Source organism: Acidimicrobiales bacterium, from assembly GCA_022452145.1.
In the GTDB taxonomy this organism is placed as follows: Bacteria; Actinomycetota; Acidimicrobiia; order Acidimicrobiales; family MedAcidi-G1; genus UBA9410.
In genome coordinates, this window is record JAKURY010000006.1 from 71,317 (window position 1) to 98,077 (window position 26,761).

The 26,761-nt window shown below is 71.4% G+C and carries 22 protein-coding genes and 1 pseudogene; 5 read left to right on the top strand and 18 right to left on the bottom strand.

Features of this window, described 5'->3' with window-relative positions:
• Positions 1-15: 15 nt before the first annotated feature.
• The 5 genes from MK177_03570 to MK177_03590 all read right to left on the bottom strand — a co-directional run bounded on the left by MK177_03570 (position 16) and on the right by MK177_03590 (position 4,270).
• Complete coding sequence (locus tag MK177_03570) at positions 16-765, bottom strand: YebC/PmpR family DNA-binding transcriptional regulator (protein MCH2426395.1); 750 nt, start codon at positions 763-765, stop codon at positions 16-18.
• Positions 766-817: 52 nt separating this feature from the next.
• Positions 818-1,393: a pyridoxal 5'-phosphate synthase glutaminase subunit PdxT gene (gene pdxT / locus MK177_03575; protein ID MCH2426396.1), complete on the bottom strand. Its 576-nt coding sequence runs from the start codon at positions 1,391-1,393 to the stop codon at positions 818-820.
• Positions 1,394-1,405: 12 nt separating this feature from the next.
• Positions 1,406-2,296 carry a pyridoxal 5'-phosphate synthase lyase subunit PdxS gene (pdxS, locus tag MK177_03580; GenBank protein ID MCH2426397.1) on the bottom strand — a complete coding sequence of 297 codons (891 nt, stop codon included), beginning with the start codon at positions 2,294-2,296 and terminating at the stop codon, positions 1,406-1,408.
• A gap of 68 nt (positions 2,297-2,364) precedes the next feature.
• Positions 2,365-3,540, bottom strand: coding sequence for a DUF3048 domain-containing protein (locus MK177_03585; protein MCH2426398.1), 1,176 nt, complete (start codon positions 3,538-3,540; stop codon positions 2,365-2,367).
• Between the two features lie 7 nt (positions 3,541-3,547).
• Positions 3,548-4,270 carry a hypothetical protein gene (locus MK177_03590; GenBank protein ID MCH2426399.1) on the bottom strand — a complete coding sequence of 241 codons (723 nt, stop codon included), beginning with the start codon at positions 4,268-4,270 and terminating at the stop codon, positions 3,548-3,550.
• On the opposite strand from MK177_03590, the gene MK177_03595 reads away from it, so the two are divergent.
• Positions 4,269-4,454, top strand: coding sequence for a hypothetical protein (locus MK177_03595; protein MCH2426400.1), 186 nt, complete (start codon positions 4,269-4,271; stop codon positions 4,452-4,454). The genes MK177_03590 and MK177_03595 overlap by 2 nt on opposite strands.
• Here the strand turns inward: MK177_03595 and MK177_03600 are convergent.
• The 11 genes from MK177_03600 to MK177_03650 all read right to left on the bottom strand — a co-directional run bounded on the left by MK177_03600 (position 4,444) and on the right by MK177_03650 (position 17,801).
• A complete protein-coding gene (locus tag MK177_03600; protein MCH2426401.1) occupies positions 4,444-5,514 on the bottom strand; it encodes a glycosyltransferase family 4 protein in 1,071 nt (356 codons plus the stop codon). The genes MK177_03595 and MK177_03600 overlap by 11 nt on opposite strands.
• Before the next feature lie 11 nt (positions 5,515-5,525).
• Positions 5,526-6,494, bottom strand: coding sequence for a phosphatidylinositol mannoside acyltransferase (locus MK177_03605; protein ID MCH2426402.1), 969 nt, complete (start codon positions 6,492-6,494; stop codon positions 5,526-5,528).
• A gap of 67 nt (positions 6,495-6,561) precedes the next feature.
• The gene (locus tag MK177_03610; protein ID MCH2426403.1) at positions 6,562-7,254 is read right to left on the bottom strand and encodes a CDP-alcohol phosphatidyltransferase family protein; all 693 of its coding nucleotides are present in this window, start codon (positions 7,252-7,254) and stop codon (positions 6,562-6,564) included.
• Between the two features lie 157 nt (positions 7,255-7,411).
• Positions 7,412-7,918, bottom strand: a complete 507-nt coding sequence (locus MK177_03615; protein ID MCH2426404.1) for a hypothetical protein — start codon at positions 7,916-7,918, stop codon at positions 7,412-7,414.
• A 130-nt stretch (positions 7,919-8,048) separates the two neighbouring features.
• Positions 8,049-8,678 (bottom strand): uridine kinase, encoded by a 630-nt coding sequence (gene udk / locus MK177_03620; protein ID MCH2426405.1) that lies wholly within the window; start codon positions 8,676-8,678, stop codon positions 8,049-8,051.
• Positions 8,679-8,793: 115 nt separating this feature from the next.
• Positions 8,794-10,257 (bottom strand): adenosylhomocysteinase, encoded by a 1,464-nt coding sequence (gene ahcY, locus MK177_03625; GenBank protein MCH2426406.1) that lies wholly within the window; start codon positions 10,255-10,257, stop codon positions 8,794-8,796.
• 144 nt (positions 10,258-10,401) lie between these two features.
• Complete coding sequence (locus MK177_03630; protein ID MCH2426407.1) at positions 10,402-11,604, bottom strand: class I mannose-6-phosphate isomerase; 1,203 nt, start codon at positions 11,602-11,604, stop codon at positions 10,402-10,404.
• A gap of 18 nt (positions 11,605-11,622) precedes the next feature.
• Positions 11,623-11,859 (bottom strand): Trm112 family protein, encoded by a 237-nt coding sequence (locus tag MK177_03635; protein ID MCH2426408.1) that lies wholly within the window; start codon positions 11,857-11,859, stop codon positions 11,623-11,625.
• 10 nt (positions 11,860-11,869) lie between these two features.
• Entirely contained in the window at positions 11,870-14,413 is a 2,544-nt protein-coding gene (locus MK177_03640) for a glycosyltransferase (protein ID MCH2426409.1), read from the bottom strand.
• Positions 14,410-17,046: a hypothetical protein gene (locus tag MK177_03645; GenBank protein ID MCH2426410.1), complete on the bottom strand. Its 2,637-nt coding sequence runs from the start codon at positions 17,044-17,046 to the stop codon at positions 14,410-14,412. Before MK177_03645 ends, MK177_03640 begins: the two co-directional genes overlap by 4 nt.
• Positions 17,043-17,801: a CPBP family intramembrane metalloprotease gene (locus MK177_03650; GenBank protein ID MCH2426411.1), complete on the bottom strand. Its 759-nt coding sequence runs from the start codon at positions 17,799-17,801 to the stop codon at positions 17,043-17,045. The genes MK177_03645 and MK177_03650 overlap by 4 nt, the downstream gene beginning before the upstream one ends.
• Positions 17,802-17,934: 133 nt before the next feature.
• Between MK177_03650 and ftsH the strand changes: the two genes are divergently transcribed.
• Positions 17,935-20,007: an ATP-dependent zinc metalloprotease FtsH gene (gene ftsH / locus MK177_03655; protein ID MCH2426412.1), complete on the top strand. Its 2,073-nt coding sequence runs from the start codon at positions 17,935-17,937 to the stop codon at positions 20,005-20,007.
• Positions 20,008-20,018: 11 nt separating this feature from the next.
• Positions 20,019-20,465 (top strand): hypothetical protein, encoded by a 447-nt coding sequence (locus MK177_03660; GenBank protein MCH2426413.1) that lies wholly within the window; start codon positions 20,019-20,021, stop codon positions 20,463-20,465.
• Position 20,466: 1 nt separating this feature from the next.
• Here MK177_03660 and MK177_03665 read toward each other — a convergent pair whose 3' ends face one another.
• Together MK177_03665 and MK177_03670 are read right to left on the bottom strand one after the other, a co-directional pair.
• Entirely contained in the window at positions 20,467-21,948 is a 1,482-nt protein-coding gene (locus MK177_03665; protein ID MCH2426414.1) for a DUF5719 family protein, read from the bottom strand.
• A 2,708-nt stretch (positions 21,949-24,656) separates the two neighbouring features.
• Positions 24,657-25,229: pseudogene (locus tag MK177_03670) on the bottom strand (hypothetical protein).
• Positions 25,230-25,564: 335 nt separating this feature from the next.
• Here MK177_03670 and MK177_03675 point away from each other — a divergent pair.
• The gene (locus tag MK177_03675; protein ID MCH2426415.1) at positions 25,565-26,503 is read left to right on the top strand and encodes a GDP-mannose 4,6-dehydratase; all 939 of its coding nucleotides are present in this window, start codon (positions 25,565-25,567) and stop codon (positions 26,501-26,503) included.
• Between the two features lie 5 nt (positions 26,504-26,508).
• Positions 26,509-26,761, top strand: a 253-nt coding sequence (locus tag MK177_03680) for a GDP-mannose 4,6-dehydratase (GenBank protein MCH2426416.1), incomplete at its 3' end; no start/stop codon positions are given.

Here is a 26,761-nt window from a genome sequence, read left to right on the forward strand (position 1 = left end):
CACCCCGGCAGCGCCTCAGCCGTCCAGCGCCTCGAGGATCTCAGCAGGAATGTCGAAGTTGGCGTGGACGTCCTGGATGTCGTCGTTGTCGTCGAGCAGGTCCACGAGCCGGAGGACGGCCCGGGCGTGCTCGGCGGTGTCGATGGCCACCGTCGTGGTGGCCAGCATGGTGACGTCGGCGTTCAGGAACGGGACCTCGGCCGTCTCGAGCGCCTCACGGACGCCCGGCAGGTCGGTGGCCTCACAGGTCAGGCGCCACGTCCCGTCCTCGTCCACCAGGTCCTCGGCGCCGGCGTCCAGCGCCACCACCATGATCTCGTCCTCGTCGACCGACCCGTCCAGCAGAACCACGCCCTTGCGCTCGAACTGCCAGGCCACCGAACCGGGCTCGGCCAGCGAACCCCCGTTCTTGGACAGCAGCGACCGGACCTCGGACCCCGTGCGGTTGCGGTTGTCGGTCAACGTCTCCATGTACAGGGCCACACCGTGTGGGGCGTAGCCCTCGTAGGTGATCGACTCGTAGTCGACGCCCTCCAGCTCGCCGGTGCCCCGCTTCACCGCCCGCTCGATGGTGTCCAGCGGCACCGAGGAGTCCCGGGCCTTCTGGAACATGGTCCGCAGCGTGGGGTTGGTGTCGGGGTCGCCGCCACCCTGTCGGGCCGCCACCTCCACCTGCTTTATGAGCTTGGCGAAGAGCTTGCCGCGCTTTGCGTCGGCGGCGCCCTTCTTGTGCTTGATGGTCGCCCACTTGGAATGGCCGGACATGTGCTTCTCGTCTCGACTGGTGGTTGGAGTGTCTTGGGATCGTTTCCGACGATCAGGCGCCGAACGCCAGGTCCAGGAACCGTTCGTGGATGCGCCCGTCGCCGGACATCTCGGGGTGGAACGACGAGACCAGCACGGCGCCCTCACGGCATAGCACCGGGACCCCGTCCACTGTGGCAAGCACCTCGACGTCGGATCCGACCCGTTCCACGACCGGCGCCCGTATGAACACGCCGTGGAACGGACCGTCCAGGCCCGTGACCGATAGCTGGTCCTCGAACGAGTCGACCTGGCGGCCGTAGCCGTTGCGCCGGACGTCGATGTCGATCGCGCCGAACGAGCGCTGGTCGTCGCGGCCGTCGGTCACCCGGACGGCCAGGAGGATCATCCCGGCACAGGTCCCCAGCACCGGGAGGCCGTCGGCCAGGCGCTCGGCCAGGGACGGTCGCAGGCCCGACGAGTCCAGCAGCATGGACATGGTGGTGGACTCACCACCCGGAACGACCATGGCGTCGACGGCGTCAAGGTCCCCGGGGGTACGCACCTCGAGAGGCACCGCTCCGAGGCCGGTCAGGACCTCGGAGTGCCGGGCGAACGCCCCCTGGAGGGCGAGCACGCCGACCTTCATGCGGAGCGGGCCCTACCAGCCCCGGTCGGCCAGCCGGGCCTCCAGCGAACCGATCTCCAGGCCGGGCATGGCGTCGCCCAGGCCACGGCTCACCTTTGCCACCATCGCCGGATCGCCGAAGTTGGTGACGGCTTCCACGATGGCACGGGCCCGCGGTGCCGGGTCGTCGCTCTTGAAGATGCCCGATCCCACGAACACCGCCTGGGCTCCCAGCTGCATGACCAGGGAGGCGTCGGCAGGCGTGGCAATCCCTCCCGCGCAGAACATCGGCACAGGGAGCTCACCGGTCTCGGCGATCTCCTGGACCAGTGGCAGCGGCGCCTGGAGGCGCTTCGCCCAGTCGAAGAGCTCGGCCTGGTCGGCCTGGGTGATCCTGCGGATGTCACCGATGATGGAGCGGAGGTGTCGGACGGCCTCCACGATGTTGCCGGTCCCCGCCTCACCCTTGGAGCGGATCAGGCATGCGCCCTCGGAGATGCGCCGAAGGGCCTCACCCAGGTTTGTGGCGCCGCACACGAACGGCACGTCAAACGCCCACTTGTCGATGTGGTGCGCCTCGTCGGCCGGCGTGAGCACCTCGCTCTCGTCGACATAGTCGACGTCGAGGGCCTGCAGGACCTGGGCCTCGGCGAAGTGGCCGATGCGGGCCTTGGCCATCACGGGGACTGTGACTGCCTCCTGGATGCCGAGGATCATCTCGGGGTCGGACATGCGGGCCACGCCACCATCCCGGCGGATGTCTGAGGGCACCCGCTCAAGCGCCATCACGGCGGTGGCTCCGGCGTCCTCGGCGATCTTCGCCTGGGTCGGATCCACGACGTCCATGATCACGCCGCCCTTGAGCATCTCGGCCAGGCCCCGCTTCACCAGCTGGGTCCCGGTTGCTCTCGTCACTTCGCTCATGGCGCGCAGTCTAGGACAGGGATCGGGCCGACTACCCCGCCGGATCGGGCGGTAGTCGCCTCGTGGCGTCAGCCCGTGAGCTCGGCCACCTGGGATGGGTCGAGGATGACTCCCTCTCCCAGGCGGGCCAGGGCCACCCACGTACGACCGGGGTGGAGGTACACCGGTGAACCCGTGTCGTCATCGGCCAGCGCCCAGCCGTCGGCCAGGAACGGCCGACTCCAGGTCACTCCGGTGACCGTGCCGTCCCGCAGCAGCCAGCCGTCGCCGGAGCCGGTGGAGATCACCTGAGGCGACAACAGGTCTGCGTCCGACGTTCGGTAGTCCACGTACAGGATCAGCACGTTGTCGGCCGCCAGCTGGAAGCCATCGGCGTCCACGAGCGGTACCCCGCGGTGGAACCTGAGCCACCGTGCCGAGACGTGGTCCCACACCCAGTCGATGTCACGGCGGGGTGCGATCCAGCGAACTCCACGGGTCGGCACCGCCGATGCCGGCAGGCCACCGAAGGCGAAGATCGGGTCGGGTGCCGATCCGGTGGCAGCCGACGCGGCGGCCGCCGCGTCCAGGAAGCCGTTGTACGGCGACTCGCCACGGCTGGCGTCCCTGAAGAAGAGGTGCTGGCCCAGGCCGTTGGTGGTCAGGCCCACGAACGTCCCGAGGCCGATGGCCTGCTCCACCTCGGCGCCCACCCCCTCGTTGCTCCCCCAGTAGGCGAAGAGCGGGCGGTTCAGGTTGCCGATGAGGTCGATGTCGCTGGACCGGGCCGAGCGGACCAGGCCGACCCGCACTGGGACCTCGCTGTGGAACACGGCCAGGAACCGGGTGACCCCGTTCTCGATGTGGGCCTCGTAGACGACGTCGGCGTCCTCCAGCCCGACCTGGGGCAGTGACTTCGAGTCGTTGTTGCCGACCTTGACGACCAGGGCCGGTCGGTCGACGTTCCCGTCGACGGCCGGCAGGCCGGTCAGCGGGTGGACCGGCCCGGCCCACCCGATGATCGTTGTGGTGGTCGCCACGCCGATGCTGGTGGTCGTGTCGACCTCGACCGTCGCTCCGCCGTCCTCGGCCACCGTGTCGGCCACCACCGCTGCTTCGGTCGTGGTCGGCGCAACGGTGGCGGTCGTCGCCGGGGCGAGCGTCCCCAGGGTCGGCACGGGGGCGGCCTGTTCGCCACCACCGCATCCGGTGGCGGACAGGGCCAGGCCCAGCACGGAGATACCCAGGAAGCGGCGCCCGACCATCACGGCGTCAGCACTCCCCCAGGGCGGCCACGCGGACCTCGACCGTCGGATGCGACGTCGTCTGGACGTCGGTTCGTCCGTCGGGTTGGAGCAGCCAGAGCCGGGAGGTCGATACGGAAGCGTCCACCTCGGTCCCCAGGTCCGCCAGGCCCCGTAGGGCCGTCTGCATCCCCGGCGGGAAGCGCGTCCACTCTGCGCCGTCCAGGTCGGCCTGCATCACCCGGTCGGGCCCGACGGAGGCGGAGGCGACCAGCCGGACCCCGGCGAGGCGGCCCATGGCAGCCGCTGTCGTCTCGCCCCGGAGGTGGTCGTCTGTGCAACGAACCAGGAGGTGGGCCACCAGCGCCTCGAGCTCGACGAGGCCGAGGCGGTCGGCCGCACCGGTGGTCAGGACGATCGATGCGCCGTCGGGTCCGGCCATGGCCGCGGCGTTGCCGGCGGGCGAGTCGATGACGAAGAGCTCCGGAGGCTGGATGCCGTGGGTGAGGCAGAGGCCGCCGACGGTGTTGTGCAGCCGCGGGAACTCCCCGACGAGGGCCGGACGGGCCTTCAGGCTCCGCCGGAGGACCCGCAGGGCGCGACGACCCGTGACCCGGGCGAAGGACACGGTGAGGAGTATGCCCGCCGCGACGGCTATCGGCAGGCCCAGACCGACTAGCAGAGCGACCAGCAGCGTGACCACGCCGACGACGACCGCGGGGAGGGTGACGGCGCTACGGAGAGGAGACATGGGCAACGGCCTCGTGACGACTCGCTGGTGTGCGATCACCGCTGGTGGCGATCCGGGTGGACGGCCTGCATGTTACGCCCACCATCGGCCGACACGGGGCCCACCGGCCATGCCCACCATCGGCCTGGTCAACGCCGGTCTGCCCACCATCGGCCTGGTCAACGCCGGCCGGATCAGGCCATGACGTCCGCGTAGGCCTCGAGGTACCGGTCGGCGAGGCGACGCATCGAGAACTGCTCGGCACGGATCCGACCGCTTGCCACGAGGCGGGCGGAGAGGTCGGGATTCCGGAGGACCTTGTCGATGGCGGTGCCGAGAGCAGCAGCGTCGTCCGGGGGTACGAGCAGCGCGTCCTCTCCGCCCCGGGCCACCTTCGAATAGCCCGGGATGTCGCTGGCCACCACTGGCGTGTCGCAGGCCATGCCCTCCAGGAGCACCACGCCGAAGGACTCGCCCCGCAGCGAGGGCGCACAGAACACGTCTGCTCCGCGGATCCGGGCGGCGCGCTCCTCGTCGGAGATGCGCCCCAGCCAGGTGATCCGGGCGTCGCCCGCCACCCTTGCCCGCAGGGCCTCGGTCTCCGGACCGTCACCGGCCACCCAGAGTCGTACGTGGGCCGGCAGGTGTGACATGGCGTCGAGCAGCACCGTGAGGCCCTTGCGCGGCTCGTGGCGTCCAATGAAGAAGACCGTCGGTCCCTCTGTCGGCCACGGCACCACCAGGCGACTCCGCCGCACCTCTACACCGTTGAAGAGGATCTCGTATTCACCGCCCAGGGATTCGGCAGCCATGGCAGCCGCGTCGTCCGAGACCGCGAACGACCGGTCCAGGCGGCGGTTCAGCCACCGCACCCCACGGTTCAGGACGTCGTAGGCCAGGCTGCCACCGGCGGCGTGGAACGTCCCCACCATGGGAGCGGCGGCCAGGAACAGTGCCGTCGTCGTGGGGCCTGGAGCCAGCGGTTCGTGGAGGTGGATGACGTCGAACTCCTCGTCGCGCAGGGCGCGGATGGTCCGCAGGGCACACGGGACGTCCGGGGCGATCGGGGCCATTGAGCCGTTGGCGGCCGTCGGGAGGCTGTTGCCCAAGGGGGTGACGCCTGCATCGGGCGGCGGGCCGTCGCAGGGGCCCAGTACCCGGGTGGGATGGCCTGAGGACCGCAGCATCCGGGCGAGGCCCAGGACCTGGCCCTGGACGCCTCCGGGGATGGTCAGGCTGTACGGGCAGATGAGGCCGATCCTCATGTCGACCGACGCTAGTCGTGGTCCCCGGCTGCTCCCCCGCTGAGACCACCCGTGCCTGCCGGGGATCCACCGGCTGCCGCCGCGTCGTCCGGTGCGGCATGTTCCCGATCTGTGGGCCAGTTGGGCTGCAGGAGGTGCCACTGCTCTGGTGCACGCGAGATGAGCACCTCCAGTTCGGCGGCCAGCAGTCGGGTCACCCGGGCCACGTCGTCGCGGAGGCGCCCCTCCCGGACGGCTGGCACGGCTGGCCTGACCACGCCGTGGCAGCCGCCGGGGTGGTCGTAGACGGCAATCGGCAGCAGGACGGCACCGGTCCGCAGGGCGAGGGTGGCCGGACCGGCAGGCAGCGTGGTCCGCTCTCCGAAGAACTCGACCTCGACGCCGGCCCCCCCGACATGGCGGTCGCTGGGTAGGCAGACGGCGCGGTTCTCGCGCAGCATCGCCATGGTCTCGGTGCCGGCGCTGGGACCCAGGCCGACCACCTTCATGCCCAGCGAGGCCCGCAGGCCGCGGTACCACTCGAACAGCTCGGGCGGCTCGAGCGCCTCGACCACGCAGCCGACGGGCACCTGGTGCCGAAGGGTCAGCCAGTGGGCCGCCCACTCCCAGCTCCCCAGGTGTGGCATGGCCATGATCACGCCGTTGCCAGCCTCCCGGGCCTCGGCGATCAACTCGTAGCCCTCTTCGGTGAAGCCGGCGATGACCTGGTCGGGCGTCATCGCCGGGAGCCGGAAGCTGTGGAAGTAGTAGTCGGCGTACGAGACGAACACTGCGTCGACGCTGCGCCTCATCTCGGCGGCGTCCAGGTCGACCGGGCTTGACCTGCGAAGGGTCCGTTCCACGATCCGCCGACGGTCGCCGTCCATGTACCCGACGAGCCGTCCGATGGTCCGCGCCACCAGGGCACCAGGACGGGCGGGCACGACCTGGGACAGCCGGGCGGCCAGGCGGTAGGCGTTGACGATCCGCGGCGTCTTCATGACCTGTACAGGAGACCGGCGTCCAGGTGGCCGACGTCCGGGAGCGCGGTGGCCTCTGACGCGACGGTCAAGGGCGCGACGTGGGACGCCACGACCCGTGGCGCTGGCGGCGACCCGATCGACGCATGGAGCGGACCTGTCGACGGCGTTCGACACGAGGACTCAAGGGCGCTTCCCGGTCGGCACTGGCCTGGCGCCACACCTTCACGAAGCGCTGGCCCGCGGTGAACAGGCTGAGCACCAACATCACCCAGAGGACCGGCACGAGGATCTCGGAGAACAGCAGGCCGAAGGCCAGGACGATGAACCTCTCGGCGCGTTCCATGAGGCCGCCCTTGGCGTCGTAGCCCAACGATTCGGCCTTCGCCCGCTGGTACGAGATGAACATCGCGGTGGCCATGATTCCCACCGGCAGCATCATCATGTGGTCGGTCCGGACGCTTGCCAGGTGCCATGCCACGCCGCCGAACAGGAGCGCGTCGGTCAGCCGGTCGGCCACCGAGTCGAAGTAGGCACCGCGCTGCGACGAGGTACCCGCCGCCTTTGCCACCGCGCCGTCCAGTGCATCGGGGATGCCGGTCAGCACCAGCAGCAGGAAGCCGAGCCTCAGGTAGCCCAGGCCGATTGACACGGCGGCCGCGGTGGCCATCGCTATGCCGACGACGGTCACGACGTCGGCGGAGATTCCGGTTCGCTGGAGGCTTCGGCCGATCGGGGTCAATCCCCGATCTACGACGTCACGCCAGTTTCCGTCGAGCATGGTGGTGGTCACTCTCCAGTAGAAGTGGATCCCGCTCCTGGTGGCAGCCGACCGGGCGTTCGGGCCATCCGGGGGATCTGGTTTCCGACCCTCCAGCGTACCAGTGGCCGCCCGGTGGTCAGTAGAGCCGGGTAGGTGGTGCCCAGCACGTGGTCGTTCACGCCCCGGTTGCCCAGTCCTCGGGGTTCACCTCGGTGTAGGAGGCCACAACCGACCCGTCTACGCCGTCGACGAACACGAGGCCCCGGCGCTCCGGCGGCGACTCGTTCGAATACACCAGCACCCGCCACGTCGGTCGGCTCCGAAGCCCCCGCCACGCCATCTGCGCCGAGGCGTGGCCCACCGGGAAGCCGACCTCGCGGACAGCGGCCACCAGGGCGTCGGCCTCGTCGGTGCCGAGGCTCCAGCCCGCCTGGAGGTGATAGGCCCCCAGCAGCGCCAGCCCGGCGGCTCCGACGTACAGGCCACCGTCGACCAACGGCGAACCCTCGGCGAGGATCGCCACGACCGCGGTCGTGGCGGCCAGCACCAGGTAGATCGCTCCGGGGATCCGGCGTCGGTCGTTGTCGGGGAACACGTACGGCCCGACGAGGCCACGGGCGTCGAGGTCATCCGGGAGGGCGTCACGCACCTCGGCGTCGGGTGTCTCGACGGGCTCGTCCACGGCGCGACCCTAGCGGTGGGCCCGTCTGCCGCGACCTGACCACCCGTCCGGCTCCGAGGTGGCCGCCACCACCACGCAACGCACCGACTCGGTCCCCGAACGCCGCTCGGGGCACCCCCGGGGGCACGCCTCAGACCAGGCCTCCGGAGGCCACCGAGACGGCATCCAGCCGGTCGACGATCAGGCCCAGGTTCGCCACCAGGTCGCCCTGGCCGTCGAGCGTCAGGTCTGCGAGGTCCCGGCACGGCGACACGAACGCATCGTGCATGGGCGCCACCGTTGCAGCGAACTGCGTACGCACGCTCTCCGGTGTCCGGCCGCGCTCCCTTACGTCGCGGTCCAGCCGGCGGGCCAGGCGCACCTCTGCCGGTGCCTCCACGAAGACCGATACGTCCAGGCGTTCCCGAATGACCGGAAACGCCAGCACGAGGATGCCGTCGACCACAATCACCGGTCTGGGGTCGACCCGTCGGGTCGTACCGGTCCGGGTGTGGGTGGTGAAGTCGTACACCGGGACCTCCGCCGGCCGACCGGCCAGCAGGCCGTCCAGGTGGCTGACCAGCAGGTCGACGTCCAGTGAGTCCGGATGGTCGTAGTTGACCAGCGCACGTTCGTCGGGGGTCAGGTGGACCAGGTCGTGGTAGTACTCGTCGAACCAGAGGACCGAGACGTCGGCGCCCAGCCGATCCGCCAGGCCCCAGACGAGCGTGGTCTTGCCGGCTCCGCTTCCCCCGACCACCCCGATCACCGTTCTCCGCACGGGGAGGGATCATAGGACCGGCGCCGACGGGCCCGTAACCCGTGCTGCCAGATGCCCGCCGGGACCGCGGATGAAGTCGGCGGTGGTGGTCGATACCTGTAGCAGGTGCCTGTGCTCAGTACCTGTAGTGGTCGGGCTTGAACGGACCCTCTACGGGCACGCCCAGGTAGTCGGCCTGGTCGTCCGAGAGCTCGGTGAGGTGCACACCTAGGGCATCCAGGTGGAGCCTGGCCACCTTCTCGTCCAACGACTTGGGCAGGGTCACGACTGCGATCCCGTAGTCCTCGGCGCGGGCGTGGAGTTCGATCTGGGCCAGGACCTGGTTCGAGAAGCTGGCCGACATGACGAAGCTGGGGTGGCCGGTGGCGTTGCCCAGGTTCAGCAGGCGACCCTCCGACAGCATGATCACCGAGTGCCCGTCGGGGAAGACGAACTCGTCCACCTGGGGCTTGATGTTGACCCGCTGGACGTCGGACATGCGCTGCAGGCCGGCCATGTCGATCTCGTTGTCGAAGTGCCCGATGTTGCCGACGATGGCCTGGTGCTTCATCCGCCCCATGTGCTCGGCGGTGATGATGTCACTGCACCCGGTGGCCGTGACGAAGATGTCGGCCTCTCCGAGGACCCTCTCCAGCGTGTTCACCTCGTAGCCCTGCATGACCGCCTGGAGGGCGCAGATCGGGTCGACCTCGGTGACGATCACGCGGGCCCCCTGGCCGCGCAGCGACTCGGCGCAGCCCTTGCCCACGTCGCCGAAGCCGCACACCACGGCCGTCTTCCCGCCGATCATCACGTCGGTGCCCCGGTTGATGCCGTCGATGAGCGAGTGGCGGACGCCGTAGAGGTTGTCGAACTTCGACTTGGTGACCGCGTCGTTGACGTTGATCGCCGGGAACAGCAGCTCACCGGCCTCCAGCATCTGGTAGAGGCGGTGGACCCCGGTGGTCGTCTCCTCGGACACGCCCCGGATGCCGGCAGCGATCCGGGTCCACCGCTCCGGGTCGTCGTCCAGCGAGGCAGCCAGCGTGGCCAGGACCACCTGCCACTCCTCGGGGTCGTCGTCGGTCGGATCAGGCACGGCACCGGCCGCCTCGTACTCGACGCCCTTGTGGACCAGCATGGTGGCGTCGCCGCCGTCGTCCAGGATTAGGTTTGGTCCTCCGCCTCCGGGCCATTCCAGGATCTTCCGCGTGGCCCACCAGTAGTCCTCCAGCGTCTCGCCCTTCCAGGCGTAGACGGGCACGCCCCGCAGGTCGTCCGGCGATCCGTCAGGACCACAGACGACGGCTGCGGCAGCGTGGTCCTGTGTGGAGAAGATGTTGCAGCTGGCCCACCTCACCTCGGCTCCGAGGATGGTCAGCGTCTCGACCAGGACTGCCGTCTGGACGGTCATGTGGAGCGAGCCGCTGATCCGGGCACCGGCCAGGGGCTGCTCGTCGGCGAACTCGGCCCGCAGGGCCATCAGGCCGGGCATCTCGTGCTCGGCCAGGCGGATCTCGTTGCGACCGAACTCGTACAGCGCGATGTCGGCGACCCGGTGGTCGTCGGCGAGGGGTGGGAAGTTGGTGGAACTGGTCATGACGACTCCTGTTTGCTACCCGTGCGGGATGTGGCTATTGGCCCCGGAGGCGTGGCTCCGGGTACCGGGGCTGGGGTCGTCTGACGCCGTTCGGGCAGCCGCGGACCGTCAATGCTACCGGTCGGACACGTCGGGGCCCGGCGGTCAGCCTCCCACCGAGACCCGGTGGGCGATCCCGTCGACCGAGATCCGGTAGGCCCCGTCGGCGACCGGGACCAGGGCGGCCTCGCCCGGCGCCAACAGCAGGTCGCCTCCGACCACCGTGCGGCCGGCTACGGCCACCACCACGTCGGGACCCCGCCGCTCGCCGGCCCCGGCCCCTGCCACGTCCACGTCGACCTCGGCCCGCCCGGCGATCCGCCACACGGCGAAGTCGTCCACCGGAACCTCGTACGGGTGCACGCCGTCGACGGCCCGCTGCACGATCGGGGCATCCCCGGGACCCAGCAGGGCCACGAGGGCGTCCGGATCGACGTGCTTGGAGGTGAAGCCTCCCCTGACCACGTTGTCGCACGGTGTCATGACCTCGAGGGCCACCCCTCCCAGGTAGGCGTGGAGGACTCCGGGTCCCACGTACATCGCCTCCCCCGGCTGCAGCACACACCTGCGCATCATCGGAACCAGCAGGAGCGCCGGATCTCCCGGGTACCGGTCCGCCAACCGGCAGACGACCTCGGCGGCCTGGACCTCGGCTGCCGGGAGATCGGCACCTGCGACATCGGCGGACCGGACCCCAGGTGCCCCGGCGGCGGCCGGCCCTTGGCCTTCGAGCACCCTCCGGGCCGCATCCACGAACCGGTAGACGTCGCGACCACGGTCGGTGGCCCGGTCTCCGGTCAGCACGGCACCCACGACGTGCCGCCAGGCCTCCGGCTCCCGATCATCCAGCAGGGTCAGGATGTGGTCGGCCACGCCGAGGGCCCCGGCAACCTCCCGGGCCTCGGGGACGGGCCGGAATCCGCAGAGGGCCTCGAAACGGGTGACGGCACAGAGCAGTTCGGGCTTGGGTCCCGGGTCGGGGAACGACCGGGTGGCGTCGCCACGACCGATGCCGGCCTCCTCCTCGCGCCGGTAGCCGTCGGCGGCTGCCATGGCATCCGGGTGTACCTGCAGGGAGAGCGGCCGGTCGGCGGCGAGCAGCTTGACCAGGTATGGCAGGTAGGCCACGTCGGGCAGGTCGACCCCTTCCGGGGCCCGGCCATCCACCACCTCGGAGGACCTCGCCCGGTGGGCTCCGAACCAGAGCTCGGCCTCGGGTAGACCGGATGGCTCCACGCCCCTGAGGTCCGCCAGGGCGGTCGACGAGCCCCAGTCGTAGTGCTGCAGCCGGCCGGCCAGGCGTTCCACGGTGCTGTATCCCCCGGGTCAGTCGCCGAAGGTGGGCCGGATCCCCTCGGACTCCGCCAGGGCCAGGAGGCGCCCGTGCTCGGCGTCGTCGACCGTCTCGGCCTCGTCCACGAGCATCACGGGGATGCCGTCCCGGACCGCGTAGCGACGGCGCAGCCTCGGGTTGTAGAGGGCGTCCTCGCCTTCGAACCAGAGCAGGGCGCCCTTGTCCTCAGGGCAGGCCAGGATTTCCAGGAGCTTCGGATCCAGCGTCATGGACTGGAGGCTATTGGCCGATCAGGGCCTGCACCTCGGCCACCCGGGCCGTACAGGCCGCGTCGTCGGCAGCCTCGACGTTGAGCCGCAGCAGCGGCTCGGTGTTCGACGGCCTGAGGTTGAACCACCAGTGGCCGAAGTCGACGGTCAGCCCGTCCAGTCGGTCCTGGGGGTGACCGGCGTAGTGCACGGCCACCAGTTCGATCACGCCAGCCGGATCGGTGACCGTGGTGTTCAGCTCGCCGGAGGCCGCGTAGCGCTGCAGGGGCGCCAGCAGGCCGCTCAGCGGAAGGTCCGAACCGGAGAGGGCCTCCAGCACGACGAGGGCCGCTATGAGGCCCGAGTCGGCCCGGTAGTTGTCCCGGAAGTAGTAGTGGCCCGAGTGCTCGCCTGCGAACGCCGCACCCTCCTCGACCATGGCCTGCTTGATGATGGAGTGGCCCACCCGGGTCCGGACGGCCCGGCCCCCGTGCTCGGCGATCACCTCCGACACGGCCCTGGAGCAGATGAGGTTGTGGAGCACCGTCGCCCCCGGCTCGCGTTGCAGCACGCCCCGGGCCACCAGCGCCGTGGTGGTCGATCCCGATACCGGATGGGCCCGCTCGTCGACCAGGAAGACACGGTCGGCGTCGCCGTCGAAGGCCAGGCCGATGTCGGCGCCGGTCTCCAGCACCCGGGCCTGCAGGTCGCGGAGGTTCTCGGGCTGGATCGGATCGGCAGGGTGGTTCGGGAAGGTGCCGTCCAGCTCCGGGTAGAGGTGGTCGAGGTGGAACGGGAGCCCGTCGAACACCGCCGGAACGACGAGCCCGCCCATGCCGTTGGCCGTGTCGACGACCACGCGCAGGGGGCGCAGGGCGTCTAGGTCCACAAACGACCGGACGTGGTCCACGAACGCCGGCAGCATGTCCAGCGACGTCGTTGACCCACCTCCCGGTGCGTCGGCGTCGCCGAATCCGGCGATGATCCCGGCCGCCATCGCTCCCAGCCCGGTGTCGCGGCCGACCGGTCGGGCGGCCGAAAGGCACAGCTTCATGCCGTTGTAGGCGGCCGGGTTGTGGCTGGCCGTGAGCACCGCACCGGGGATGCCCAGGTGTCCGGAGGCGAAGTAGAGCATGTCGGTGGATGCCAGGCCGAGGTCGACCACGTCGAGCCCCTCGGACGTCACGCCGGCGGTGAAGGCCGCTCCCAACGCGATGCCGCTGGGGCGCATGTCGGTGCCCACCACCACCCGGGTCGTGTCGGGTTCCTCGCTGCGTACCAGCAGGGCGAACGCCCGCCCGATGGCCTCGGCCAGCGGTTCGTCCAGCTCGTCCGGCACCCGGCCGCGGACGTCGTATGCCTTGAACACGGCGCTGACAGCCGACGCCGCCAACGGCTCGGGAGCCGGCGGGCCTCCGTCGGGAGCCGGGTAGCCGCCGCGCCGGGCCAGCTGCCGCACCCTGACCAGGTCGGCCACCAGGCGGAGCCCGTCGCGCAGGGCACGCACGGTGGTCCGCTCCGAGTTCTCTACCTCGACGGGCACCTCCGCCAGGGTGAGGCGCCACCGTTCGGCCAGGTGGAACAACTCGACGTCGAAGGCGAAGCCGTCCAGCGTCGAGGCCTCGAAGAGGCGGTGGGCCACATCGGCCCGGAAGGCCTTCAGCCCGCACTGGGTGTCGCGGTACTGGCCGAGGAGCAGCGCGTGGGTTACCAGGTTCACCAGGCGTCCACCCACCTCACGGATGCGCCCGGTCCGGACCAGCGTCCGGGTGTCGGTGTGGCGTCGGCTCCCGACCACCATGTCGTACCCGGCCTCGACCTGGGTGACCAGGGCGGCTGCCTGGGCCGGCCCGTAGGCCAGGTCGGCGTCGGTGAAGACCACCGTCCGACCGGTGGCCACGGCCACCCCCGCCCGGACCGCCGCGCCCTTGCCCGAGTTGCGCTCCAGGCGCACCACCCGGTCGGCGCCTGCGGCCTCGGCACGCGCCGCCGTGTCGTCCGGCGAGCCGTCGTCGACCACGACGACCTCCACCGGCTCCACGTCGCCCGCCCGGCCCAGGGCCCCACCCAGCTCCTCGCGGACCCGGGCCACGGCATCGGCGACGCGGTCGGCCTCCCGGTAGGCGGGTAGCACCACGCTGACCCGGAAGGCCCCGGGGGGCGGCGGACGCTCGGAGGGACGGTCCTGTTCCCGACGGATCACCCGGAACAGGAACGCCCGGTAGGCGATGCCGCGCACTACGGCCGCTGCGGCCACGGCCGCTGCCTTGGCGGCCAGGTCGCGGCCCGGACCGCCCGGCGTGCCGAGGACCGCCAGGACCGCCAGGTCGACCATCCCGGCGGCCACCACGACCGATACGAACACCCGCCGGATCCTGATCCAGCGGGCGAAGGGGTCGTCCCGCAGGGTGACCAGGCGGTGGAGGCGTCGGGCAGCCACCGCTGCCACGGCGAGCGCCACCACGTCGGCGGCGACCACCGACCAGCCCCTGTCCAGGAGCAGGACCAGGAGGCCCACGTCGACCGCCGTGGCGATCAGGCCCACCACGGCGAACCGTCGCAGCCGCTTCCTCATGGTGCCGTGGCCTCCGGCGTGGCGGAAGTCCCGTCCGGCCCGGGCTCGTCCGGGTGGGCTGGCCCGGCGACTCGGTGCTGCCCCCATCTGGCCCGAGGCAGGTCGCCGGCGGGCCCGACGGCCGCCAGGTCGTACCACTCCGACCCTGACGGCGGGCGATCCGACAGGCTGTCGGGCCGCCGGGCCAGGACCACCAGGGCGACCAGCCCGACCAGGCTCAGCAGCATCGACACGATGTCGACGCCGGTCCGGCCGTAGGTCAGGGCCACGTCATTTCCGGTGGGCACCACGACCATGAGGTTCGGCGTGGTCCGCCACGGACCGTCGGCGCCAGCCACCTCCCAGTTGGGGAAGAACGACGTCCGCACCAGCACCGGTACGCCGATCCGGTCGACGTGGAACGAGATCGTGTCGACCCCCGAGGCGATGTCGGTGACCGTGACCGCCGGCAGGAGTCGGCGTTCCGCCAGCTCGTCCGGGGCGACGCGCTGCCACCCGTCGGGACCTCCGATGGTCCGCGGCACGGCCGACGAACCCTCTTGGAACACCTCGACCGCGGGATCCAGCCAGTCGGCGTGCCCTACGCCCGTGAAGGCCGCCGGTTCCACCTGCATGGGAACCACCAGCTCGGCACCGGCGACGGCGAACACGGTCCAGGGGCCGCTGGTGGCCAACTCGGTCAGGTCCGCGTGCCCACGCCCCTCTGCCACCGCCCGCTCCGAGAAGGCCGCGTAGTAGGGGACGCCGAGCTGCCGGAGGTGGTCGATCCCGGCATCCAGGTCGAAGCCCCGGTAGGGCAGCCCCCGCTGGGCCCGGGACGGCGAGATGGAGAGCTCCGACTGGACCAGGAAGTGGTAGGGCGTCGTCGTGGAGGCCTCGAAGTAGAGGCCCTCCATGGAGCCGATGCAGCCGTCCGTCCAGTGCGGAAGGAGCATCAGGGCCATCGGCGTGCCGTACCGCACGAGGTCGCTGTGGTACTCCCAGAGCAGCCGTCCACAGCCGTGCTCCTCGGCGATCCCGAGCATCGTCGCCGTGAGCGCGCGCTGCTCCTCCCAGCCGCCGCCCGTGGTGTCGCCCACCCTGTTCTCGTAGCCGTCGAAGTTCCAGCGAACCCAGGACCTGCCCAGGTTGAGTTCCTCGGTCTGGAAGCCCAACCACGAATAGGTGTTGCCCGACATGGAGCCGGTCGGCAGGACCCTCAACGGCATGCCCAGGTAGGCGATCAGCGCGAGGAAGGCCAGCACCGCTCCCCCGCCGCTGACGAGCCTCCCGGGTCGGCCACCGGCCGAGCGCCGGATGCCGTCGACCACCCGGCCCAGGAGCCGCAGCACGTCGGCCACGCCGATGGCGGCCAGCAGGTAGATGCTCAGGTAGTAGGCGGGGAGGATCCGGCCGTTGTAGAGGCGCCCCTCCGGGAGGTGGACGAAGGCCAGGCCCAGGAGGATCGCCGAGCCGGCCAGCACGAAGCCCAGCCGGCGACGGAAGGCGATCGACGCGACCAGCCCGACGACGGCGATGAGGATCGCCACCTGGAGCGGTGGATCGTTGGTGAGGAAGTCGGCCGCCAGGTGGTCGCGGTCCAGCAGGTAGGAACGGAACTGGGTGAGCTTGTGCCAGGCCATGTCGTTCAGGTGGTCCCGCTGCCACCAGAAGGGCAGGACCCAGAACGCCGAGCAGAGGCCGGCCACCAGGCCCGTGGTGAGGAGCCAGCGCAGGGCCTCCCGGCTCGGGCGCACCAGCAGGGCGACCGCCGAGGCCACCAGGGCGTAGAAGGCGACCAGCAGGTGGAACAACCCGGTGAGGGCCAGCAGCACGGCAGCCGCGGCCCGGCCCCGGCCGGTCTCCAGGCCCCGGACCATGAGGCCGATGTAGACGAGGCAGGCCGCCACCGCCAGCGTGAAGGCGAACTCGCCGGCCATGGTCGACATCAGGTTGCCGCCCATGATGTTGAACGACCTGTCGAACACGAAGGGCAGGGTGGCCACCGCGGTGAGAGCCGGCCCGGGGAACGGCAGGCCGGCGAGGCGCCCGGTCAGCCAGCCGGCCGCCGGCATCACCACCAGCCCGACCACCGTCACCCACTTGATGGCCATGCCGTAGTGGACGGGAACCACGAGCACGCTGAGCGCCCCCAGCAGGCCCAGCCGGGTCAGCCAGCCGGCCGACCGGTTGCGGACGAGTCGTGCCGCAGCCAGGCCGATGGCCGGGAGCACCACCACCAGCAGCGGCGTGGCCAGGCCCACGTCCACGGCCACGACGACCAGCATCGGGACGACCATGTAGAAGTGGTAGGCGGGGAACCCGGCGTACCAGTCGGGCGTCCACCCGGTGAGGCGGAACCGGGGCAGCAGTTCGTCGCGTATGTACGCCGGCCCCCAGACATGCGCTCCGAGGTCTCCGCCGGTCGGGGTGGACCTCGTGAACAGCAGGCCGTCCGGGTTGACCACCCAGAGGACGAACAGGACGCTGCCCCCTACCAGGAACCAGTTCACCCACGTGGTGAGGGGGATGCGTCGCACGGCGGCGGCCAGCGGGCTGGCCATGTCATCGGCGCCCGGACCGGCCGTCTCGGCTATGGGCCCAGACGTGGGAGACGCAGCCTCGGGAACGGGCAGCGGGGTGGGATCGCTCATACGGCGGGAACTGCGACCAGCAGCATCAGGACCGTCACCCCGTTGAACCCCAGGTGGGCCCATATCGCCCGTCCGAGCCGACCGTCGCGCTGCGCCAGCCAGCCACACACCAGGCCGATGGCGACCAGGGCCGGGAACTGCAGGACCTGCAGGTGCACGGCGCCGAACACCAGGGCGGAGACGACCAGGGCGACCCGGGGGCGCATCCGGGCCTCCAGGGCACGCAGGGTCAGCCCGCGGAAGAAGAGTTCCTCCACGATCGGGGCGCCGACCACGACCGAGAGGACCAGCAGCAGGATGCCGCTACCCGTGGCCTTGTCGACCAGCTCCCGGGCGGGTCCGGAGACGTCCAGGTCGTCGGTCAGCAGCAGTATCGGCACGTAGATGGCCGGCACGACGGCCACCTGGGTGACGACGCCGATCCCCAGGCCCTGCCAGGCATCGGAGGCCGTGGCCCCCCAGCCCAGGTCGGCCCAGCGCACGCCCCGGGCGGCCACAAGCCAGAGCGGGACCCCCAGCAGGCCGATCCACAGGGCGGCCTGCATGACGGCGACCATGGACAGCGGCAGGACGTCGGCCTCCTCGTATCCGCCGGCGGTGAATATGATCCCGGCCGCCACCACACTGGCCACCGTCCCGATGACCACGCCGGCCACCACGTGGCCGACGCCCCAGGCGTGTCCGGTGGAGCCCTCCTCGGGGATGGCGCCGCTGGCGCGCCCGGTGGAGTTCTCCTCGGGGGTGGCGCCGTCCATCGGGCGAACCCTAGCGAGGGGCCCCGGACCGGAGGTCGTCGCCGTGCCCGGTCTGTGCCGGATCCGGACCACCCACGTCCGTACGTAGCCGGGCCGAGGCCTGTCCGACACAGGTCCCCCGTACCATGGAGGCATGGCGGAACGATCCGACAAGCGGGGTGCGAGGCCGTCCGGTAGGCGCTCCGAGCGACCGGGTGGTCAATCGGCGACGGGCAACCGGTCGGGACGCGACCAGGGTTGGCCCCGCTGGGGCATCTGGCTGGTGCTGGGCCTCCTGGCCTCCGCCCTCTTCTTCCCCAACTTCCTCCCCGCCCCCGAAACCGACGAGGTCACCTACGACCGGTTCCTGAGCCGGGTGGCCGTCCACGAGGTCACCGACGTCCTGGTCGACAACCTGACCGGGAAGATCGAGTTCACCGACGTCGACGGCGTGGTCCACGTCACCGCGGGCCCCCTGGAGCTCTCCATAGACGACCGGCGGCTGCTGGCCGACAGCGGTGCAGCCGTGCTCTTCGAGACACCGCAACCCGGGTTCCTCCAGGCATGGCTGCCGCTGCTGCTGCCCGTGGGCCTGATCATCCTTTTCTTCTGGTGGATCAACCGCCGGGCCCAGGGCCAGATGGGCGGGATGATGTCCATTGGCCGGTCGCGGGCCAAGACCTACTCCTCGGAACGGCCCGGAACCACGTTCGACGACGTGGCCGGCTACGAGGGCGTGAAGATGGAGATCCGCGAGGTGGTCGACTTCTTGAAGGACACCGAGAAGTTCGCCGAGATCGGCGCCCGGGTCCCCAAGGGCGTGCTGCTGGTCGGCCCGCCGGGAACCGGCAAGACGCTCATCGCCAGGGCGGTGGCCGGCGAGGCCGGGGTGCCGTTCCTGTCGGTCACCGGTTCCGACTTCATGGAGATGTTCGTCGGCGTGGGAGCCAGCCGGGTCCGAGACCTGTTCGAGACGGCCCGCAAGATGGGCAGCGCCATCATCTTCATCGACGAGGTGGACTCGGTCGGCCGCAAGCGCGGCGCCGGCCTGGGCGGCGGTCACGACGAGCGCGAGCAGACGCTGAACCAGATGCTCTCCGAGATGGACGGCTTCGAATCCTCCGAGGGCATCGTGATGATCGCTGCCACCAACCGGCCAGACATCCTGGATCCGGCCCTGTTGCGGCCCGGCCGCTTCGACCGCCAGGTAGTGGTACCTCTCCCCGAACTGGATGACCGTCGGAAGATCCTGGACGTCCACGTGAAGGGCAAGCGGGTGGACGAAGACGTCGACCTGGACCTGATCGCCCGTGGAACACCCGGTATGAGCGGCGCCGACCTGGCCAACCTGGTGAACGAGGCCGCCCTCATCGCGGTCCGGACCGGTGCGGACAGCATCCAGGCCGACCACTTCGAGCAGGCCCGGGACCGCACCCTCATGGGCCAGAAGCGCGAGTCGCTGGCGCTGTCGGCGGACGAGAAGGAGGCCATCGCCTACCACGAGGCGGGCCACGCACTCTGTGCCGCCCTGCTTCCGACCGCCGATCCGCTCCACAAGGTGACGATCATCCCCAGCGGCATGGCCCTGGGCATGACCATGCAGTTGCCCGAGGAGGAGCGCCACCTCTACCGCCAGGACTTCATCGAGGACTCGCTCGTAGTGAGCCTCGGCGGTCGCATGGCCGAGAACCTCGTCTTCGGCGTGGCCTCCACCGGTGCGAGCAACGACCTCGTGGGCGCCACCGAGCTGGCGCGCAAGATGGTCAGGGAGTGGGGCATGAGCGACCGGGTCGGCCCGATGGCATGGGGCAGCCAGGGCCACGTGTTCCTGGGCGACGACCTGCTGCACAGCCGCGACTACAGCGACCACACGGCCCGGCTCATCGACGAGGAGGTCCAGCGGATCCTCAGCGACCAGGAGGCACGCTGCCGTGACCTGCTCGTCGAGCACCGTCACGCCCTCAACCTGATCGCCAGGTCACTCCTGGAGCACGAGACGATCAGCGGAGAGGAGGTCAGCCGCCTGGTACGGGTCGCCACCGACCCCAGCGCCGGCACGGACGCCGGCGTGGACTCCGATGACACGTCCGGTCCAACGGACGCCAGTGACACGACGGGCCTGACCAACGCAGATGACGGGTCCGGCTCGACGGACACAGATGGTTGGTCCCGCTCGACGAGTGACGGTGCTCAGGCGGCCGTCAGCGATCCGGCAAGCACCGACTGACGGGTCCACCCGTGGACCGACTCCTGCTCCTCGTCCTGGTGGCCGCCACCGCGGGCACCCTGGCCCACCTGGTGCAGCGTCGGCGTCCCGATGCCCCGGTCCGTACGGGCTGGTCTGTACCCCAGCAGTTGGACCGCCGCGACTTCGACCGCCCCGACGCTCCCTGGCTGGTCGCCGTGTTCACATCGGCGACATGCGATACATGCGGGTCGGTGGTCGAGGTCGCCCGACCCCTGGAGAGCCAGGCGGTGGCGTTCCAGGAGGTCGAGGCCGGAGAGCGACGCGACCTGCACGACCGGTACGCCGTCGATGCCGTACCCATGGTGCTCCTGGTGGACGGGGTGGGCGTGGTGCGCGACCACCACCTGGGTCCGGTGACGGCCACCCACCTCTGGGGGAGCCTGGCCGAGCTCCGCCAGCCCGGTTCAACGCCCGACGGCTGCGACGCCGGCGGGTGAGCTAGCCAGTGGCGGGCCAGTCCTCGGTACCTACCACCGCCACGGCCACACCGGCCGTGGACCCGGCCGGCGAGGACTCCCGGACCGACGCCACCACCGGCGAGGTGGACTCCACGGCCAGGATCACGGGCCCACCCGCTCCCAGGGGGAACACCACCTGGGTCCCGGGATCCAGCTCGACCACGGCCGGAAGGCCCTCCGGTGCCCGCCCGGCCAGCACCTTCACCTCGAGGATGGCGATGCTGGAGCCGGCCGGGTTGGCCACGGCCAGGATGTCCCCGGTGCTCTCGAACCGCTCGCCCAGGTCGACCAGCCAGCCGCGCGCCACCACGGCGACGGCCGGACGCACGGCGAGGTCGGGAACGGCCAGTTGGCCGGTGGCTGCCTGCTCGCCGGCGGCCCCATCGGCGACAACTCCCCGACGGACCAGCGATGCCGCCACCGGCTGGTCGTCCAGGGTCCGGACCTCGATCCCGAACGTACCAACGCCGTCCAGCCTCCCGTCGCCGAGGTCCACGACGTGGCGCTGCCCGGCCCGCAGGACCACAGGCCAGGGCTCCACGAACCCGTCGGACGGCGACGTCCGGGCGACCACCTCGAGTTCTACGGTGTCCTCGCCGGGGTTCAACACCACGACCGACAGGTCGCCTCCTGACCCGGCAACCGGGCCGACGCCGGGAACGAACAACCGCGACCGGGCCTCGGGCAGGCCTGGCGCCAGGTCCAACCCCCTGAGCCCCGTGGGACCTTCACCGTCTGCCAACTGGAGCCGCGCCACCGCCACCTGGCCGACACGCACGTCGACCAGGGCCGAGACCACGGCCGAGTCGGAGATGCGCTCCGTCACGTCGTAGGCGACCAGCGACCGGCCGGCCACCACCATCCCCTGGGAGTCGAGGGTCTCGCGGCGACCTATGTCGCCGACGAACCGCAGGTCCACGACCGCCGAGGCCGGGAACGGGTTGTGCATTAGCAGCCACACCCGGTTGCCCGGCCGGGCGGTGGTGGACCACGGCACCAGCCAGGTCCCGGAGGTGCGGGTCAGGCACGGGCGGTGGTCGACACCATCGCCCTCGATGCGCTGTCCGACGACGACGGCCCCTCCGGGTACCTCTACGGTCACGGCGGCGAAGGCCGACCCGGGCACGAACCGGCCGGGTCGGATCTCCAGCCTGTCACCGGCATCCAACCGGAAGGCCCGCTCCACGGCCCGACCCCGGTCGTCGACGACGATCACCCGACCGTCGGTGGGTCCGGCTGCGATGCTCGCCACCTGCACCACCCGGTCCCTGATCCCCTCCAGGGCGTCGGTCGGGCCGATGCAGAACCAGAGGTCCGAGGACTGTCCGGCCAGCGACATGGCCGTCCGGGCCACCGCCGGCGGTGCCTCCCGGACGTCGCCCGGAGCTTCCACTCCCAGGGACAGGGAGCCGATCAGCAGCGCCAGCAGCACCACCAGGGCCGGTGACCGGTGGGCGTTCACGGTCGGTGTTCCCGGTCGGAGGCATGGATACTGCGGGAGGCGTCGGCCATGGGAACGGTGTGGCTCCCCCCGACGCGGCCCTCACGAGCTTCCCGGGCGGTACGGGCCCAGCTGGCCAGCAGGAGCACCACGCCGACCAGGACCACCTGGACCGACCGACGACCCCTGGAGCGCGATCCGTCCAGATCCAGCACCCCGACCGTGTCCCTGGCCACCCGGACCGACGGGTGGTCCAGCCGGGCCGGGGTGGCGTCGTCTGCGACCAGTGGCTGCGTGACGCCGTCGACCACGAAGCGCCAGGCGGCATCCGGGCCGATCGCCCACCTCAGCGCTCCGTCGGCCGAGGCGGTCACCACCCGCAGGTCGAAGGCCTCCCGGGTCACCGGGACCGGCACGGCCCGACGATTCCGGTCCCGGACAACCGCCAGGGGCGCCTCCACCACGGTGCTGCGGTAGACGGTCACCGCCCTGTTGATGCCCTCCATGCGCTCCAGGTCCAGCTGGCGCGACACGGCCCCGGCCAGGCGGTCCGGCACCGGGACCTCGCGTGCCGGCTGGGGCACCGGCGTGGAACGCTCGACCAGCACCACCCAGCCCACGCCCCACGTCGCCAGCCGGGCCCCGAGGCGGCTGGTGTCGCCGGCCATGGCGTCCAGCACCGACGCCCTGATCGAGGCCATGCCCTCTGTCGGCTCCATGGGCCACTGGTCGAGGAGGTCGGGCCGTCCGTCGGTGACCGCCATGGCCAGGCGAGACCCTCCATGCAGGCCGTCCAGGAGGTGGCCATCAGGGCCGAATCCACCCGAAAGTGGGATTCCGGCCGCCGGGAGCACCGACGGGTCGCCGAGCCAGAGGGCCCGGGGAACACCGCCGTGGATCGTCTCGCCGTCGACCGGTCCTGTCGAGATGAACGGCACCGCTGCACGGAGGTCGTCGCGCGCCGTACCCCACGCCCCGTCGATCGAGCCGACCAGCACGGGCAGGACGGCCACGGCCAGGGAGAGGCCCGCCACGCCGACGGCGACCTGCCGGAGGCGGCGGTCAGGCTCTCGACGTGAACGGCCATCCCGGGAATCAGCCGCTGGGCTCTGGCCGCCGCCCAGCAGGTCCGAGCCGAGGCCGGCGACGCCCACAGCTGCGGCCCAGGCCAGGCCCACGGCTGCCGGTACGAGGAGGGCACCGGGCTCGGGCGTCGGTCCGTCCCACCAGCCCTGGTCCACGATCCAGACGGCGGACCACGAGGCGGCGACCACGAACCACGCCCGGAGGGCGATGGCCAGGTGGCGACCCCGGGCGACCAGCAGGGCGATGACCGGCAGGACGAGCAGGGCCATCCCGAACAGGCCAAGACCGAAGTCGCCGGTTTCCAGGCGGAACATCTCGGCCGTGCCCACCCCGTGGACCGGCCAGTCGACCGGGGTGACCAGCGACCCGATGGATCGGCCGGCGAGGAGCTCGAGCAGCAGCGGGAGGTGCAGCAGCGCTGCCACGGCGATGCCGACCGCGGTGACCAGCAGCAGTCGCCACAGGCCGGCGATGCTCCCGGCCAGGACCGTGCCCACGACCAGGCCTACGACCACCATGGAGACCGGCACGGCGAGCGTCGGATCCACGGCGACGGCCGCAGCCAGCACCAGGCCAGTCACGAGCACCTCGGACCACAGGCCGCGGAGGCGGGTTCCTGGTCCGGCGTCACCGCCACGGATTCCGTAGGGGGCGACCCCCTGCGCTCCTGCCAGACGACGGACCACCCAGGGAACCACGGCGAAGGCGGCGATCGGTGCCAGCCGACCGGCCCGCAGGGCGTCGTAGGGCACCGGGACGGACAGGTAGACCAGCACGGCGACCGCCCGGGACCGACCGCCGCCCACCGGTTGGGCCAGCCGCCAGACCCCGAGTGCGCCCACCGGGAGGGCGGCGAGCACAACGAGGGCCCATAGCAGGTCGCTCCCCCACGGCCAGAGGCCGTCCAGCAGCCCGATGGCGGCAAGGCCGTCGGGCCCGACCACCGTGCTGCCCGTGCCGGTGGGCCGCCAGCCCAGCCACCACGACCTGACCAGGTCCATCGGGTCGGCAGGCAGCGGCTGCATGCGGCCGACCGCCGGGAGGCCGTTGCCGACCAGGGCCCTGGACCCGAAGCCGAGGACCACCGCTGATGCCATGAGGGCCATCCCGCCGGGACCCAGCAGCATCGACCAGAGCCGGTGCAGGCGCACCTGGCTGGGCGAACGGTCGTCGGTGCCGGTCAGGTCCCGTCCGGTGACCGCCCGCCAGAAGGCCCGGTGGGGAACCTCGAGGCTGGCCACGTCGGCAACGGCCGACGGGTCGGGGGTCGGCATGAGGCGGCGGCGACGCCGGGCAGACGAGAGGCGGCGCAGGTTCCAGGGCCAGGCCCCGACCAGCCCGAGGGCGTGGCGGAACCTCCCGGTCGCCAGGCCGTAGACCGCCCCGGCGACCGTGGCGGCCAGCAGGCCGATGACGGCCGCCGCGGCCTGGGGCGGCCGATGGCAGACCAGCACCATCCGGAGGCGGTTCCGGGCCCGGTGGGTCACTGCCGACTGGACCCCTCCACGGGTTCCCGGAGGATCTCCCGGCTGGTCTCCCTTCCCGCCCTCAGGCCGACCCGCCGGCCAACGATCACCGGCGTCGATGCGCTGGGCCACGGCGGTGGGCGCCGTGGCCACGGTGGCCCCCAGCAGCCGGGCACGCCAGCAGAGTTCCACGATGCCGTCGCTGCCATGCACCTCCGGGTCGATGCCGCCGAGTGCCTCGAACAGGTCGGAGCGGACCAGCACCGCCGCACCTGCCACAGCCAGCACGTCCCGGTCCGTGTCGTACTGGCCCTGGTCAATCTCACCGGGCCCCACCAGCGGAACCGGAGTCCCCAGCCGGTCCACCGAGGTCCCCAGGTCGTCCAGGGTGCGGCTCCCCTCGGACCCCAGCACCTTGGCTCCGACGATGCCGGCGTTGGCCTCCACGGCCTCCTCCACCATGCGCCGGACCGCCGTGCCGCCCAGCAGGACGTCGTCGGTCAGCAGCAGCAGGAAGCGTGGCGTCATACCGACCGGTCGGGCGGCCAGGCCGGCGGCGACGGCCGCCCCGAAGCCGGGGTTCCCGTCCAGGAGGGCGACGGTCGAGCCCGGCAGGACGCGCCCGACGCGTTCCAGCAACGGGGCTGCTGCCGGGGCTACCGCCGCAGCCCTGCCAGCCGCAGGCGCATCGCCGACGTCGACCACCAGCACCTCCAGGCGGGCGTGGTCCTGGGCGGCCAGGGCCTCCATGACGGCATCGAAGGCCGGTCCGGGGTCTTGGGTTACCAGCACGGCGAGCACCGTCGCCGTCGGTGGTCGGGGCGCCGGATCGGCCGGCGCCGCAGCACTCAGCGACTGGTCGGAGACGGCGTCCACGGACACCGGACCCTAGTGCCATGCCACCTGTGGCTGATCGGCAGACGGGCACGCCATCTGCACATGCACTCGACCGGTGAACAGACCTGCCGCCGACGGCAGCCGTCCTGGTCGACCTCCACGCTGCCTGCAACACGCTTCAACACATAGTGTGCGCCGGTGGCCCATCTCGTTACCGACTGCCGCCCGCGCCACCCGTGAGGACGTTGGTGACCGGCGCGGCCGGGTTCGTCGGAAGCCACCTCGTGGAGCACCTGCGGACCTGCGGCGACGACGTCGTCGGCACCGACAGGTCCGATGGCGGTCCGGACCTGCTGGACGCGGCGGGCATCAGGCGCCTGGTCGGCGACGTCCGACCGGAGGTGGTGTTCCACCTGGCAGGGCAGGCCGACGTCGGGGGCTCCTGGGACTCCCCCGTCGAAACACTGCGCGTGAACGCCGAGGGCACCCTCCACCTCCTGGACGCCGTGCGTTCCCTGGACGGTGCGCGGGTGGTCACGGTCAGCAGCGCAGACGTCTACGGGGTGGTCGACCCCGACGACCTCCCAATCCGTGAATCAGCCCCCCTGCGCCCCGTGTCGCCGTATGCGGCCAGCAAGGCTGCTGCCGACCTCCTGGCCCTCCAGGCCCACCTGGGCCACGGGCTGGACGTGGTTCGGGCCCGCTCGTTCAACCACCTCGGGCCCGGACAGGGCGACCGGTTCGTCTGTTCGGCACTGGCCTCGCGGATCGCCGCAGCCGAGCTGGCCGGAGATGACTCCATCCGGGTCGGCAACCTCGAGGCCCGTCGCGACTTCACCGACGTCCGGGACGTGGTCCGGGCCTACCGGTGCCTGGCCGTCAGCGGCCGGTCCGGAGCCGCCTACAACGTGTGCACGGGAACCTCGGTGGCCATCCGTGAGATAGCAGAGCGGCTGCTCGACATTGCCGGTCAGGGTGGGCCATCAGGCCGGAGCCCGACCGGCCAGATGCGCCTGGTATCGGACCCGGCGCTGCACCGGCCGGTGGACCTCGCCGAGTCGTGTGGCGACCCCACGGCGATCCGGACCGACACCGGCTGGAGGCCCGAGATGTCGCTGGACCGGACGCTCGCCGACCTGCTGGAGTACTGGCGGGGGCGCCTTCGGCGGGAGCCGGAGGCAGACTGACCGCCATGACGCGTCGCGCCCTCATCACCGGAATCACCGGACAGGACGGCTCGTATCTGGCCGAGATGCTGCTGGACAAGGGCTACGACGTGGTCGGCATGGTCCGTCGGACCTCCACGGTCACCTTCGAGCGCATCGACCACCTCATGGACCGCATCCAGCTCCACTCCGGCGACCTCCTGGATCCGCTCTCGCTCATCGAGGCCCTCCGGGTGCACGAGCCGGACGAGGTCTACAACCTGGCAGCCCAGTCGTTCG